Genomic DNA, 14,362 nt, shown 5'->3' on the forward strand with positions numbered 1-14,362 from the left:
ACCACGATGTCAGAATTCTGACATAAAAAAGGAAAGGAGATGCCGTTTGATTCACCAGTCAGTAAAGATCTGGTCTCTTACGGCATCTTCTTTTTGCTTTATAACTTTATTAACCGGGTACCGGGTCCCATAGATAGGTACCGTAGTAAGGGGGATTTTATGGACTACATTATTGAGATGCTTCATATCACAAAAGAATTTCCCGGTATTATCGCCAATGATGACATTACACTACAGTTAAAAAAAGGCGAGATACACGCCCTCCTCGGAGAAAATGGAGCAGGCAAATCAACTCTTATGAGTGTATTATTCGGATTATATCAGCCGGAAAAAGGCTCAATCCGGGTTCGTGGTAATGAAGAAAAAATCACTGGTCCGCTGGATGCCAATGCACTTGGTATCGGCATGGTGCACCAGCATTTTAAGCTGGTAGAGAATTTCACAGTCCTGCAGAATATTGTACTGGGCATGGAGACGACAAGACGGGGCTTTTTGAAGATGGATGATGCCCGCAAAAAAGTAATGGAATTAAGTGAAAAATACAAACTGTTTGTAGACCCTGATGCGCTGATATCTGATATCACGGTAGGAATGCAGCAAAGGGTTGAATTTTTAAAAATGCTGTATCGTGATAATGAAATCATGATATTTGATGAACCTACCGCAGTCCTGACTCCTCAGGAAATTGATGAACTGATGCAGATCATGCGGGATCTGGTAAAGGAAGGGAAGTCCATACTGTTCATCACACACAAGCTCAACGAAATCAAGGCGGTAGCAGACCGCTGTTCCGTCCTGCGCCGCGGTAAATATATTGGAACCGTAGATGTTGCTGATACTACGCGGGAAGAGATGTCAGAGATGATGGTTGGCCGTAAGGTAAACTTGACCATTAGTAAAAAGGCGTCCGAGCCTGGTGAAGTAGTTCTGGAAGTAAAGGATTTATCCGTAGAAGCCAAACGGGAAGGACAAACCAAAAAGCTGGTTCATGATGTATCATTTCAGGTAAGAAGAGGTGAGATTGTCTGTATCGCCGGTATTGACGGCAATGGACAGACAGAGCTGGTTCATGCAATCACAGGTATCTCCGATCCCAGCTCCGGTACTGTGACCATTAACGGAGAGGATATGACGAAAAAAAGTATCCGCTACAAAAATACCCATGGTCTCTCCCATATCCCCGAGGACCGGCATAAACATGGTCTGGTACTGGAATACAATCTGGCATACAACCTGGTTCTCCAGCAGTATTTTGACAAAGAATTTCAGAGCGGCACATTTTTAAAAAATGACCAGATCTATGACTATGCACAGAAACTGATTGAAAATTATGATATTCGAAGCAGCGAAGGGGCATTTACCACGACCCGCAGCATGTCCGGCGGCAATCAGCAGAAAGCTATTGTAGCAAGAGAAATTTCCAAAGGTCCTGATATTCTCCTTGCAGTTCAGCCGACCAGAGGTCTGGATGTTGGTGCCATTGAATACATTCACAACCAGCTGGTGAAACAGCGTGATGCAGGTGCCGCTATTTTACTGGTATCTCTGGAATTAGATGAAGTTATGAATTTAAGCGACCGGATTTTAGTCATGTTTGAAGGCGGAATCGTTGCTGACTTAGATCCTGAGAACATTACCGTTCAGGAATTAGGTCTTTATATGGCAGGCGCTAAGAAAGAAGGTGGCACACTATGAAACCGAAACAGATAAAAGATCATACAGGCATCCTCTCTTCCATATTCGCGATTATACTTGGACTTATTGTAGGGCTGATTATCTTGTTTCTGTGTAATCCAGAGCAGGCACTTCCCGGATTTGCTACGATTTTAAGCGGAGCCTTCACCCACGGAGCCAAGGGTGTCGGTCAGGTATTTTATTATGCCACACCGATTATTCTTACCGGTCTTTCCGTTGGGTTTGCATTTAAAACCGGACTTTTTAACATCGGTACTCCCGGCCAGTTTATCATTGGAGGCTTCGGTGCGGTTTATGTAGGAATTCTCTGGACCTCTCTCGGCCCGGTGCACTGGGTCGTAGCTCTGGCAGCAAGTGTAATCCTTGGCGCTGTATGGGGACTGGTACCAGGTATTTTAAAAGCATACTACAATGTGAATGAGGTTATCGCCTCTATTATGATGAACTATATTGGTATGTATCTCGTAAACTGGATTACGAAAAGCTATAAGCCGCTGTTTAACAATTTAAGGAATGAATCCAAGAATGTGGCGAATACAGCTAATATCCCCAAGATGGGTCTGGATAAGATTTTCCCAGGTTCCAGTGTAAACGGGGGAATTTTAATCGCGATTCTGGTAGTGATCCTTATATGGGTTATTTTAAATAAGACTACATTTGGATATGAATTAAAAGCAGTAGGCTTTAACCGTGACGCCAGCAAATATGCAGGAATCAATGAAAAGAAAAGCATCATTCTTTCCATGGTAATCGCCGGTGCCATTGCAGGACTTGCAGGAGGTCTTTTATTCCTTGCAGGAACCGGAAAGCATATTGAGATTAAAGACGTACTTCCTTCCGAAGGATTTACAGGTATTTCTGTTGCACTCCTTGGTTTAAACAACCCCATCGGCGTTCTGTTCTCCGGTATCTTCATCGCATACCTGACAGCCGGCGGCTTTTACTTACAGCTGTTTGAGTTCTCCACAGAAATTATCGATATCATCGTCGCAGTTATTATCTATTTCAGCGCATTTGCCCTGATGGTTAAAATCATCATGTCAAAGTTCGTTGGACAGAAAAACGGGAAAACTGACGAAACCGGGAAAGGAGGAAAGAAATCATGAGTGTCATTTATTTTATTTTTCAGCAGACCATGTATTTCATGATTCCTCTCATGATCGTTGCACTTGGAGCCATGTTTTCCGAGCGAAGCGGCATTATAAACATCGCTTTGGAAGGTATTATGACCATGGGAGCGTTTACCGGAATCCTGTTTTTAAATTTTACAGGCAAAAATATGAGCGGGCAGCTTCAGCTGATTATCGCCATATTAATATCTATGGGCACCGGAATGATCTTCTCTTTGTTCCATGCTTATGCATCCATTAACATGAAATCAAACCAGGTTATCAGCGGTACTGCTCTTAATATGTTTGCTCCTGCTTTTGCAGTATTCGTAGCCCGAGTTATTCAGGGTGTTCAGCAGGTTCCATTTAACAATACGTTCCGCATCACCTCGGTTCCTGTACTTGGCAGTATCCCATTTATCGGACCGCTTTTATTCCAGAACGCCTATATTACCACCTACGTGGGAATATTAATCTTTGTATTATCTGCCGTTGTGCTTTACCGCACACGATTTGGCTTAAGGCTTCGCGCATGCGGAGAGCACCCACAGGCAGCGGATTCTGCGGGAATTAACGTTTACCGTATGCAGTATGCCGGAGTATTAATCTCCGGTGCTCTGGGAGGTCTGGGAGGTCTGGTATTTGTAGTTCCTACTTCCACCAACTTTAATGCTGATGTGGCAGGATACGGTTTCCTGGCATTGGCAGTATTAATCTTTGGTCAGTGGAAACCAGTTAATATCATGCTGTGTTCCCTCTTCTTCGGACTGATGAAAGCGGTGGCTTCCTCTTATTCCGGAATTCCATTCTTAAGTGCTCTTGGAATTCCAAGTTACTTCTACAAAATGGTTCCTTATATCATTACATTAATCGTATTGGTATTTACCTCAAGAAATTCCCAGGCTCCAAAAGCGGAAGGAATTCCATACGACAAAGGTCAGAGATAACAAATACGCCGCAGGACGGGATAAATCCACTGGATTTTCCGCCTGCGGCTTTTTTCTTTGTCTGATCCTGTCACTGAACGATTACAGTACCATATAATACATTACTAAAATGAAAAGAGTGATGCTTCAATGTCTGACTGTAATTCGTTTTGTAACTCCACCTGCCATGAACGCTCCTATTATTCCTGGGATGCCAGCGACTACGGGCCTTCACCTCTCATTCTTAATATCAATCACGACACATTAAGAAATCCTTCCTTTCGAACTACGAGATGGACAGGTGAACATATGCAGCTTACGTTTATGAGTATTCCTGTAGGATATGATATAGGTACGGAAAACCACCCCAGCCAGGACCAGTATATTTGTATTGTAGACGGAGATGGCGTAATCTACATGGGTGACAGTCCATATAGTCTTTCTTATTCCCACCCTCTTGATAATGGCTGTGCAGTTTTAATTCCAGCCAATACCTGGCACAATGTGATCAATACAGGTGACCGCCCACTAAAAATCTATTGTATCTATGCACCAATCGTTCATCTGCCGGAAACGGTACACTGGACCAAACGAGACTCGGATCTGGAAAAGTGAAGGAAAAAAAATCCGGACGAAAATCTTATAAAAGATTCTCCTCCGGATTTTGTTATTAGAAATGGAACTTATCTTCGAAGTAGCTTTTAAGCTCTGCAATTGGAACTCTTACCTGATCCATGGTATCACGGTCACGAACGGTTACTGCGTGATCCTCTTCTGAATCAAAGTCATAGGTAATACAGAATGGAGTACCGATCTCATCCTGTCTTCTATAACGTTTACCAATGTTTCCTCTGTCATCAAATTCACAGTTATAGTATTTACGCAGTTCTTCAAATACTTTTTCTGCACCTTCATTTAATTTCTTGGATAATGGAAGAACACCAATCTTAACTGGTGCGATTGCCGGATGGAAACGAAGCACGGTACGTACATCACCTTCGGCAATCTCTTCTTCATCGTAAGCTGCACACAGGAATGCCAGTGTTACACGGTCAGCTCCCAGAGAAGGCTCAATTACATATGGAATATAACGTTCTTTCTTCTCATCATCAAAATAGGTTAAATCCTGACCAGAAGTGTTCTGATGCTGGGTTAAGTCATAATCGGTTCTGTCTGCAATTCCCCATAATTCACCCCAGCCAAATGGGAATAAAAATTCGATATCAGAGGTTGCTTTGCTATAGAAAGAAAGTTCTTCCTTCTCATGATCTCTGACACGCATCTCATCCTCTTTCATGCCTAAGTTCTTTAACCAGCTGACGCAAAATTCTTTCCAATATGCAAACCATTCTAAATCTGTATCCGGCTCACAGAAGAACTCCAGCTCCATCTGCTCAAATTCTCTGGTACGGAATGTAAAGTTACCAGGTGTAATCTCATTACGGAAAGATTTACCAATCTGTCCGATTCCAAAAGGAATCTTCTTACGGGAAGTTCTCTGTACATTCTTAAAGTTTACAAAAATACCCTGAGCGGTCTCTGGTCTTAAATATACTGTATTCTTCGCATCTTCGGTAACTCCCTGAAAGGTCTTGAACATTAAGTTAAACTGACGAATATCGGTAAAGTCATGTTTTCCACAGCTTGGACAGCAGATATTTTTATCATCAATGTACTGTTTCATCTCTTCCTGAGACCATGCGTCAACAGAACCTTCTATGGTGATTCCATGTTCGCCCATGTAATCCTCAATCAGTTTATCTGCGCGGAAACGTTCCTTACATGCCTTGCAGTCCATGAGAGGGTCAGAAAAACCGCCTAAGTGGCCGGAAGCAATCCAGGTCTGGGAATTCATCAGAATAGCACAGTCCACACCTACGTTATATGGACTTTCCTGTATGAACTTCTGCCACCAGGCTTTTTTAACATTGTTCTTTAATTCCACTCCCAGATTGCCGTAATCCCAGGTATTTGCAAGACCTCCGTATATTTCAGAACCCGGATATACGAATCCTCTTGACTTTGCCAGTCCCACTATCTTTTCCATTGTCTTTTCCATGATCTTAACCTCTCTTATTTAAAAATAATGTAGCTTTTTCCCTTTGTTGTCTGTACAGTATGACTGTCCTTTATCACCACATTGTCGGAAACAAGCAGAATCTTTCCCTGGGTCTGTATGGTTACGGGATTGGCTGATGTTACAACAACTGCCTGGCTCGCTCCTTTTTTGGATACTGCCTTTTCATCCGCTTTTTTACCGTCCGAAGCTTTTATAAAGGTTACTTTTTCTGATTGACTCTGGCTATAAACTTCAGACAGCTTATTTACCTCAATGGATTCTACCAGATTGGCTTTATCTTCATACTGGGTTGTAAATCCAATCAATGCCTCAGCAGAAGCGTAATGGAATACCATCTTCGCCGTTCCTTTATCCAGTGTGCAGGAGTCTAAGGTGACCTGATTCTGCCCGTTGGCTCCGTTATACTGAGAAACTGCGTCTTCCAGAAATGATTTCAGTTCATCCCCATTATAATAGTCCTGCTGCGCATAAGATTCCACCGTTGCAGTCTGAAGGGTTCCTTCTTGTGTTACAAAGATTCTGCTGCTCTCTGAATTTAAGGTGCTGCTGCCGCCATTCCCAAGACAGCCTGTCAGCATGCCCGCAGTCAGCAAAACAGCCAGAACCGCTTTCCTTTTCTTCATCCAATTTCCTCCTGCATTGGCACATATGAGAGCATTATACCAAATGCTGCCTTTCATTTCAATACTTAACTCCCCATCATCGTCTGCAAAATATCCAGAGAATGAAACTCACGGTCAACGTAACGCTTTTTATTGATTTCCACACAGCGGGAGAATTCCATCAGCACCGGTTCCGTCAGGGTAAAGGTATATAAATGCTCGATTGGGGAACCAATGACATACTCCCAAGCATAGTTCGCCGAATCGCTGACCTGCCGCGGCGGTTTCTCCGTATATTCCCCGTTTAATACCATGGCCTTCAGCTCGAAAATCCGCAGAACCAGCTGGTTATCCAAAGCAGGCTTTAAAAGAGCCCGTACCGACTGGTATAAAAGCTTTAACAGTCCGGTCCCATCTATGTTTTCCCTGGAATAGTAATCGGTAAATTCCAGGAAATAAGAGCCATAGCAGGTACACTCCATATCAGCCGCCAGTTCATCAAAATAATTGGAGATTTCCGCAGACTGAAGTGTGTAGGAATCCCTGCCGGCGTAAAGGGAAAACTGGCCAAAGGCAAAGGGCCTGCTCACCGCCATAAACGGATTGCCCGGCCTCCTTGCACCCCTGGCAAATGCGGTAATTTTCCCTCTTTCCCTGGTCAGTATCACAAGACGCTTATCCATCTCTCCTACTGGAGAAACCTTTAATACCATTCCCGTCAGTTTCTCTGTTTCCCTCAATTTATACCACCATTTTTAAATATCCTTCTGGCTATACCCATAATTTTTCATATACAATTCACTGTCACGCCACTCTTTGCGGACTTTGACCCACAGCTGTAAATTTACTTTCATCTCCAGCTGAGCCTCGATCTCTCTTCGTGCTGCGCTTCCAATTCTTTTTAACATGGCGCCGCCTTTTCCGATGATGATTCCCTTATGGGATTCCCGCTCACAGATAATATTGGCTTCGATATCCATGATTCCGTTGTCCCGTTCCTTCATCTTTTCCACTGTTACTGCAATTCCGTGAGGGATCTCATCGTTTAAAAGCCGAAGCGCTTTTTCTCTGATCAGTTCTGCAGAGATCTGGCGCATGGGCTGGTCAGTCACCGTATCTTCATCGTAATACTGGGGACCTTCCGGAAGATACTTATAAATCAGCTCCAGCATTAAATCCGTATTTTTATCCTTTAAGGCAGATACCGGAACGATTTCTGTAAACTTGCAGATATCTTTATAGGCATTTATAAAGGTGAGAATCTCTTCCTGGTTCTTCACCGTATCAATCTTGTTAATTACTAAGATTACCGGTGTTTTTACCTGGTTTAACTGCTCAGCGATATGCTGTTCTCCTGCACCGATAAAGGTGGTAGGCTCAACCAGCCACAGAACTACATCCACTTCCTTCAGCGTATGCTCTGCCACGTTTACCATATACTCTCCCAGCTTATTTTTCGCCTTGTGGATTCCCGGAGTATCAAGGAATATAATCTGCCCCCTGTCATCCGTATATACGGTCTGAATCTTGTTTCTTGTTGTCTGGGGCTTGTCGGAAGTAATGGCGATCTTCTGCCCGATTAAATGATTCATCAGAGTAGATTTTCCCACATTTGGGCGCCCGATTAAAGAAACGAAGCCAGATTTATAATTTTGATCCATATAGATTCTCCTTTGTGTTATGAGTGGAATAAGTTCTTTGTCTCTGCAAACATAGAGCTTTCCGCTGCGATTTTTTCTTCATTGCCGATGACACAGAGACTGCCGGTGCTTAATACCGCTTTTACGATAGGAGCCAGACTTCTGATATCTTCCTGTGATGCATTTAACACTTCTTCCCGCTCTTTTTCCATCATTTCCTTTGTCACGCCTGATAAATAGGCGGACAGACCGCGGTTTCCCTTGGTAGACGGCGGATAGGGGACATCCATATCACTGATGGTTCCGATTACGTATTTGGTCATATCCCTGTCTTCCACCTGGAAGTTTTCTAAATATTCCACCACGCCTTCGTAGATCTGGTTTGTTTCTCTTAAGTTAGGATCCCGGTAAGAGGCAAAATAGCCTTCGCCGGAACGCCCGAATCCGCTCATGCAGCCGTAGGCGCCTCCCTTAACTCTTAAATTGATCCAAAGGTAGTCATAGCTTAAAATGACTTTTAATATCTTTAATGCTCCGGTATATTCCATCCCAGTGCCTGCAAAGGTTCCGCATCTTGCCACGTAGTTAACCTGGGAAGCAGTTGTAAAGCCTTCATTTCTGTTTCCTGACGGATACAGGAATGAATACCGCTTTTCGTCTCCGGCAGGCAGCCCATCCGTCAGCTTTTTCATTGCATCAGGCAAAAGGGCATAACCTTCTTTGTCTGCTGTATAGCTGACCAGCATATTGCCGGTTGTAAAAAGCTTTTTCACCACAGATTGAAATCTGGCTATAAATGTTTTCTTATCAGCCGGATATTCTTTATCCAGCTTTTCCAAAAATTCATAATAACCGATTCCGCCGGTTATATCATTAAAGTAGGCTGCTGAGGAGAAATAGGATGTGGCCCTTGCCACTGCCGCAGAATGGCAGGCTCCTTCCAGTTTCATTCTCGCTCTGGATCTGGTTTCGCTGATTACCTCTCCCACCCGCTTTTCATCATCTAAAAGAGAACGGGTCAGTATTTCATTTAAAATAGAAAATCCGAAATCAATTTTATCATAGAGTACTCTTGCACTTGCCATGAAATAGCCTTTAAACTGACCCCTGTTTTGTAAATCAGGGTAAGAGGTGACACTGAAGCTGACACCGCCGCTGTTTAAATGAATCTCACTGGCTAAATCTCCGTAGGTGTAATTCTCAGTATTCACGTATCCAAGCAGGGATTTTAAGAATCCTACATAGGGTAAATCCTCCATCGGCAGAACCGATGTATCAAACAGCACTTTCAGGTAACCAATTCCGGAGCTGAACATATCATGATGAATCACCTTAACTCCATGGACATCCTTCTCTTCCCAGATAATCTCCTCCGGTTCCCTGCCGATATCCTCTCTTGCCAGCATGGGGATCTTTTCCAGATCTTCCTGGGGAGACGGGTTTTCCTGATATTCCCTTAACGCTTTTGTCTGAATGATTAACCGGTCAATCTCTTCTTCAGAAAGAGATGCCTTATACTTAGCAAGCTTTTCTGCTGTTTTTCTGTCTTCTTCCGCTGTTAAGTTCTTTTTCGGGCTGACAGTTAATACGGCCTCAAAAGGATTATCTAACAGATACTCTCTGATCAGCTGTTCAAAATATCCGTCATCCACTACCTTCTTTAAATAATCAAAGGTGGCCTGATACTGTAAATGCATCATGGGATCGCCATCATAAAGCCAGCTGTCCATACACTGAAGTCCATACATCAGCCCTTTTGGTGCGGAACCGTAATCTGCTTCCCGATAACGGAATTCATAGTAATTCATACCTGCCTTTAAACTCTTTTTGTTAATGCCTTCATCTGCCAGCTTTCTCAAGGTTCCCTTGACCACTGCAAGGAACTCTCCCAGCTGTTCTTTATTGGCATTCTTTGCAATCACAGTAAAATACGGCTGCAAAATTCCGCTGTCGTATCCACCAAGAATATCCTGGCCAATTCCTGCATCAATCAATGCCTGCTTTAAAGGAGCACCTGGCGCATCAAGAAGGGTATACTCAAGAATCTGGAATGCCACATACAGTTTGGGATCTAAATCGGTACCCACTACGGTGTTAATGGAAAGATAGGTGGCATTTTCTTCTGATTCCCCTTCTGTTATGGAATAGTAAGTCTCTTCCTGTACCGGATGTTCAAACGGTTTCTGTCTCTCAATTCTGGAATCAACCTCTGTCTGGTCATAATGGCTTAAATACTCACGGTCCAGCCATATAAGCTTTTCTTCCATATCCATATCGCCGTAAAGGTAAATATAACTGTTGGAGGGGTGATAATACTTTCTGTGGAAATTCAAGAATTCCTCGTATGTGAGATCCGGAATAAAAGATGGATCTCCGCCGGATTCCTGACCATAGCAGTTATCCGGAAAAAGTACCTTTCTGGTAAAACGGTCCAGAACTTCTTCCGGAGAAGAAAAAGCACCTTTCATTTCATTGTAAACCACTCCGTTGTAGATTAAATCCGAGTCTTTCTCTTCCAGCTCATAATGCCAGCCTTCCTGCATGAAGATCTTCTCTTCTTTATAAATATTGGGATGAAGTACTGCATCCATATAGACATTCATCAGGTTATGAAAATCCTTTTCATTGCAGCTGGCAACCGGGTATACCGTTTTATCCGGATAAGTCATGGCATTTAAGAATGTATTAAGGGAACCTTTGACCAATTCCACAAAAGGGTCTTTTACAGGGAACTGATCAGAACCGCATAATACGCTGTGTTCCAGAATGTGTGCCACTCCGGTGCTGTCACCCGGAGGAGTCCTGAATCCTATGTTAAATACCTTATTATCATCGTCGCATGGTATAATGAAAATTCTGGCTCCGCTTTTCTTATGATGGAGTACGCATCCTGTTGCGTTTAACTCCGCAATTTCTTTTTCCTCCACAACCTCATAGGCTGCAAGTTTTTTTAATAGATTCATATATGATTTCTTCCTCCTGCAAATACTGTATTAATTACATATTGCCCACTAATTTGTCTTTTAATATAGCCGCGCATTCCCTGACGCAAAAATGTAGAAAAAGAACAGGATCGGATCCGCAGGATATTCCATAAATATCAGGAATGCCCCATTTTTTAGCAATTTGCTGAGCCCGGAATACGTGAAAATCACTGGTCAGCACTCCCACTCGTATGGGTTTATCGGGAACCTCTTCAAATGCCCCCGGAACCACAATACCCGGGCTGTTTAACCGATTGGCCTTTTTCCTTGCCTGGTCCTCTTCAATCGCAACACGGCTGTACGCAATATTCTCAACCGTGCTGAAAGAACAGGTTTCTAAAATAAGCTGTTCCTCTCTTACACCATTATAAATCAGATAATCTCTCATGGCTTCTGCCTCGGCAACCGGCTCATCTTCTCCCTGTGCACCGGATAAAACAAGAATTGTGCCTGGGTTCTTATCCACATATTCCACCGCCTTGTCCAGGCGTTTTTTTAAGGATTTTGTAATTCCTGTCTCCTTTACTTTCGCCCCCAGAACGATCACATAGTCCAGATTTGAGGTGTCACGGACAGCCACACCTGTAAATACCAGAATCTCAACCACAGCAAACACTAAAATACCGGTGCAGCACATGGTGGCAGCTGAAACCGGAACCCACAAAGGCACCTTATCCTTATGCTTTATATAGGTTTCCCATCCTCCTGCCAATAACATGCATATGGCGGCAAAAAACAGCCAGATCAGGGAAAATGATGTGGTTATACCGGAATAAACCACAATCACAATATAATAAATGACACATATAACAGCTATCAGCCACAAAATCCATATCATACGTAAGCCTCCGCTCTGCCAGCTTCTAATTTATTTAAACTGATTTAGACATTCTATAGCATACCACAATATGGCAGTTTCTACAACAACCACCCGGATTTGCAAGAAAAGAAAAACACCATCCGGCAGTTTCCTGCCATGCCGGACAGTGCTTAAAATCTGATTTTATTTTATTCCATTTCACTTCTGCGAAGAATATCGTATGGTTCCAGCTGTTCATCCAGTTCCACAAAAAGGATCTGTCTTGAATGAGGTGCACTTTCCTGCGCTTCCCCGTCTTCATTCCAGATACCTTTCACCGTTACTTCCAGGTTTCTTCCATCAGGCTTCATGACCTCAATGGTCTCTCCCACAGTAAATTTATTCTTCTGCTCGATTCTCGCAAACCCTCTTTCATCAACCGCTTCAACCGTTCCTAAATAGGTGTAGTTTTTCACATAGGTGTTGTTGTCATAAATCTGAGTGGTTTCATCAGGCTTGCCGAAATAAAAACCGGTTGTAAACTCTCTGTAGGTGCATTTTCCGATTTCGGAACGGTACCAGTCCATATTAGCTTTATAAAGTTCAGGATCTTTGTTGAAATCATCAATGGCTTTCCGGTAGGTTCTTGCCACCGTTGCCACATAAAGAGCCGTTTTCATACGTCCTTCAATCTTAAAGCTGTCAATTCCCGCATCCATCATCTCCGGAATATACTCAATCATGCATAAATCCTTGGAATTAAAGATATAAGTCCCACGTTCATTTTCATAAACCGGCATATATTCGCCCGGGCGCTTTTCTTCCACAAGGGAATATTTCCACCTGCAGGGATGGGTGCAGGCTCCCTGGTTTGCATCTCTTCCGGTCATATAGTTGCTCAGCAGACAACGGCCGGAATAGGACATGCACATGGCTCCGTGTATAAAGCTTTCAATCTCTAAGTCTTCCGGAATTTTTCCCCGGATTTCTTTAATCTCTGCAAGGGACAGTTCTCTGGCTGATACCACACGTTTCGCCCCCAGCTGATGCCAGAACAGATAAGTACCGTAATTTGTATTATTGGCCTGGGTGCTGATGTGAAGCTCCATATCCGGAATCACCCGTTTTGCAATGGCAAATACACCCGGATCGGAAATAATCACCGCATCTGGTTTAATTTCTTTTAATTCGTTAAAATATTCCTCTACTCCGGAAAGATCATCGTTGTGAGCCAGAATATTGGCTGTAATATAAACTTTTACCCCATGTTTGTGGGCAAATGCAATTCCTTCCCGGATATCATCATTTGTGAAGTTTTTTGCCTTGGCACGCAGTCCAAAGGCTTCTCCTCCGATATAAACAGCATCTGCACCGTAAATGACTGCGGTTTTTAACACTTCCAGGCTGCCTGCCGGAATCAAAAGTTCGGTCTTTCTCATGAAACTCCTCTCTCGTACTTCTCTTTTAAAATGCTGACGGTAATTCCGTCTCCAATTGGAACCACCGATGTAATAAGCTGGTCACAATGCTTTAATTCAAACAGATAGTCCCGCATCCGGGTATGAATGGTCCGGTTGCGCCGCTCTACTGCATAGCGGGATTCTATAATATCCCCATCCTGGAGAACATTGTCAGAAATCAGCATTCCGCCTGGCCTTAAAAGCTCAAGAATTCTGGGAAGCCAGACTAAATACTGGCCCTTGGCGGCATCTAAAAAGACAAGGTCAAAGGGGCCGTTAAGCCCCTCTAATACCTCCTCGGCATCCCCTTCATACAGGGTAATCCGATCCGTTTCTCCGGCTTTTTCAAAGTTAGACTTCGCCTGGGGAATTCTTTTCTCGTATTTTTCTATAGTTGTGATATGGCAATCACGGGGCATAACCTCTGCCATCAGAAGGGCAGAGTATCCGACCGCTGTTCCCACCTCCAATATGGCCTGTGGCTGTATGGCGGCAGTCATTGTCTGTAAAAAAGCAGCGGTTTCTTCCCGGATCACCGGGACCCCTTCCATTCTTGCCTTTTCTCCAATCTCTGTTAGAAGACCGTTACGGTCTGTCTCCAGAGATTTAATATATTCTGTTATCCTGTCGTTAACAATCATTGTTTGTCTTTCTTTTCCTCCGTATTATCATTCATCATCTGAAGGATTTCCTTGGAGGTCATGGAAGTATTAAAGGTATAGATACCCGGATTCACCTTATAATCAAAGAACTCTGCCTGTATGATAAAGGAATATTCATTGGCAATTAAGCCGCTTCCCTTTAAAAGTCTGGCTACCCGCGCAGCTGATGCACCCTTTTCCACGGTAATATTCTTATCCTGGCCGGGCTTTTGTTCCACTGCGGAGGCATAGAATATCTCATGACCAAAATCATAGCCTCTGGTCACGCCCTCATACAGCAGCATTACGACCAGTGCAAAAATGATAAGTCTGGAGGATATGGCTATGATCGCTCCTGTTATTTTATTTATCTCATTCGTTGTCCGGCTCATAACGATCCATTCCTTTCGCCTTAAAGGCAGGAGT

At 43.4% G+C, this 14,362-nt stretch carries 13 protein-coding genes; 4 read left to right on the plus strand and 9 right to left on the minus strand.

What is annotated here, in order from left to right; genetic code table 11:
* The first annotated feature begins 159 nt into the window (after nt 1–159).
* The 4 genes from BXY41_RS09960 to BXY41_RS09975 all read left to right on the plus strand — a co-directional run bounded on the left by BXY41_RS09960 (nt 160) and on the right by BXY41_RS09975 (nt 4,345).
* Entirely contained in the window at nt 160–1,695 is a 1,536-nt protein-coding gene (locus BXY41_RS09960; protein WP_104436671.1) for an ABC transporter ATP-binding protein, read from the plus strand.
* A complete protein-coding gene (locus BXY41_RS09965) occupies nt 1,692–2,801 on the plus strand; it encodes an ABC transporter permease (RefSeq protein WP_104436672.1) in 1,110 nt (369 codons plus the stop codon). The genes BXY41_RS09960 and BXY41_RS09965 overlap by 4 nt, the downstream gene beginning before the upstream one ends.
* Nucleotides 2,798–3,751, plus strand: a complete 954-nt coding sequence (locus BXY41_RS09970) for an ABC transporter permease (protein WP_104436673.1) — start codon at nt 2,798–2,800, stop codon at nt 3,749–3,751. Before BXY41_RS09965 ends, BXY41_RS09970 begins: the two co-directional genes overlap by 4 nt.
* Nucleotides 3,752–3,880: 129 nt before the next feature.
* The gene (locus BXY41_RS09975; protein WP_104436674.1) at nt 3,881–4,345 is read left to right on the plus strand and encodes a cupin domain-containing protein; all 465 of its coding nucleotides are present in this window, start codon (nt 3,881–3,883) and stop codon (nt 4,343–4,345) included.
* Nucleotides 4,346–4,400: 55 nt separating this feature from the next.
* Here BXY41_RS09975 and BXY41_RS09980 read toward each other — a convergent pair whose 3' ends face one another.
* The 9 genes from BXY41_RS09980 to BXY41_RS10020 all read right to left on the minus strand — a co-directional run bounded on the left by BXY41_RS09980 (nt 4,401) and on the right by BXY41_RS10020 (nt 14,328).
* Nucleotides 4,401–5,789 (minus strand): glycine--tRNA ligase, encoded by a 1,389-nt coding sequence (locus BXY41_RS09980; RefSeq protein WP_104436675.1) that lies wholly within the window; start codon nt 5,787–5,789, stop codon nt 4,401–4,403.
* 14 nt (nt 5,790–5,803) lie between these two features.
* The gene (locus BXY41_RS09985; RefSeq protein ID WP_104436676.1) at nt 5,804–6,433 is read right to left on the minus strand and encodes a hypothetical protein; all 630 of its coding nucleotides are present in this window, start codon (nt 6,431–6,433) and stop codon (nt 5,804–5,806) included.
* A 65-nt stretch (nt 6,434–6,498) separates the two neighbouring features.
* Complete coding sequence (recO, locus tag BXY41_RS09990) at nt 6,499–7,152, minus strand: DNA repair protein RecO (protein WP_104436677.1); 654 nt, start codon at nt 7,150–7,152, stop codon at nt 6,499–6,501.
* Nucleotides 7,153–7,167: 15 nt separating this feature from the next.
* On the minus strand, nt 7,168–8,073 hold the full coding sequence (era, locus tag BXY41_RS09995; RefSeq protein ID WP_104436678.1) for a GTPase Era: 906 nt from the start codon (nt 8,071–8,073) through the stop codon (nt 7,168–7,170).
* 17 nt (nt 8,074–8,090) lie between these two features.
* A complete protein-coding gene (locus tag BXY41_RS10000) occupies nt 8,091–11,015 on the minus strand; it encodes an insulinase family protein (RefSeq protein ID WP_104436679.1) in 2,925 nt (974 codons plus the stop codon).
* A 34-nt stretch (nt 11,016–11,049) separates the two neighbouring features.
* Nucleotides 11,050–11,874, minus strand: a complete 825-nt coding sequence (locus BXY41_RS10005; protein ID WP_104436680.1) for a YdcF family protein — start codon at nt 11,872–11,874, stop codon at nt 11,050–11,052.
* Between the two features lie 170 nt (nt 11,875–12,044).
* A complete protein-coding gene (locus BXY41_RS10010) occupies nt 12,045–13,274 on the minus strand; it encodes a peptidase U32 family protein (protein ID WP_104436681.1) in 1,230 nt (409 codons plus the stop codon).
* Nucleotides 13,271–13,936 carry an O-methyltransferase gene (locus BXY41_RS10015; RefSeq protein ID WP_104436682.1) on the minus strand — a complete coding sequence of 222 codons (666 nt, stop codon included), beginning with the start codon at nt 13,934–13,936 and terminating at the stop codon, nt 13,271–13,273. The genes BXY41_RS10010 and BXY41_RS10015 overlap by 4 nt, the downstream gene beginning before the upstream one ends.
* A complete protein-coding gene (locus tag BXY41_RS10020; protein WP_104436683.1) occupies nt 13,933–14,328 on the minus strand; it encodes an endolytic transglycosylase MltG in 396 nt (131 codons plus the stop codon). The genes BXY41_RS10015 and BXY41_RS10020 overlap by 4 nt, the downstream gene beginning before the upstream one ends.
* Between the last annotated feature and the right edge of the window lie 34 nt (nt 14,329–14,362).

Source organism: Lacrimispora xylanisolvens (assembly GCF_002934545.1).
Lineage (GTDB): Bacteria > Bacillota > Clostridia > Lachnospirales > Lachnospiraceae > Lacrimispora > Lacrimispora xylanisolvens.

What these genes read in the sequence shown, in the direction of transcription:
- BXY41_RS10000 (WP_104436679.1), bottom strand. Translation starts at nt 11,015, where the DNA reads ATGAATCTATTAAAAAAACTTGCAGCCTATGAGGTTGTGGAGGAAAAA.
- BXY41_RS09980 (WP_104436675.1), bottom strand. Translation starts at nt 5,789, where the DNA reads ATGGAAAAGACAATGGAAAAGATAGTGGGACTGGCAAAGTCAAGAGGA.
- BXY41_RS10015 (WP_104436682.1), bottom strand. Translation starts at nt 13,936, where the DNA reads ATGATTGTTAACGACAGGATAACAGAATATATTAAATCTCTGGAGACA.
- BXY41_RS09975 (WP_104436674.1), top strand. Translation starts at nt 3,881, where the DNA reads ATGTCTGACTGTAATTCGTTTTGTAACTCCACCTGCCATGAACGCTCC.
- BXY41_RS10005 (WP_104436680.1), bottom strand. Translation starts at nt 11,874, where the DNA reads ATGATATGGATTTTGTGGCTGATAGCTGTTATATGTGTCATTTATTAT.
- BXY41_RS10020 (WP_104436683.1), bottom strand. Translation starts at nt 14,328, where the DNA reads ATGAGCCGGACAACGAATGAGATAAATAAAATAACAGGAGCGATCATA.
- BXY41_RS09960 (WP_104436671.1), top strand. Translation starts at nt 160, where the DNA reads ATGGACTACATTATTGAGATGCTTCATATCACAAAAGAATTTCCCGGT.
- BXY41_RS09985 (WP_104436676.1), bottom strand. Translation starts at nt 6,433, where the DNA reads ATGAAGAAAAGGAAAGCGGTTCTGGCTGTTTTGCTGACTGCGGGCATG.
- era (WP_104436678.1), bottom strand. Translation starts at nt 8,073, where the DNA reads ATGGATCAAAATTATAAATCTGGCTTCGTTTCTTTAATCGGGCGCCCA.
- BXY41_RS10010 (WP_104436681.1), bottom strand. Translation starts at nt 13,274, where the DNA reads ATGAGAAAGACCGAACTTTTGATTCCGGCAGGCAGCCTGGAAGTGTTA.
- BXY41_RS09970 (WP_104436673.1), top strand. Translation starts at nt 2,798, where the DNA reads ATGAGTGTCATTTATTTTATTTTTCAGCAGACCATGTATTTCATGATT.
- BXY41_RS09965 (WP_104436672.1), top strand. Translation starts at nt 1,692, where the DNA reads ATGAAACCGAAACAGATAAAAGATCATACAGGCATCCTCTCTTCCATA.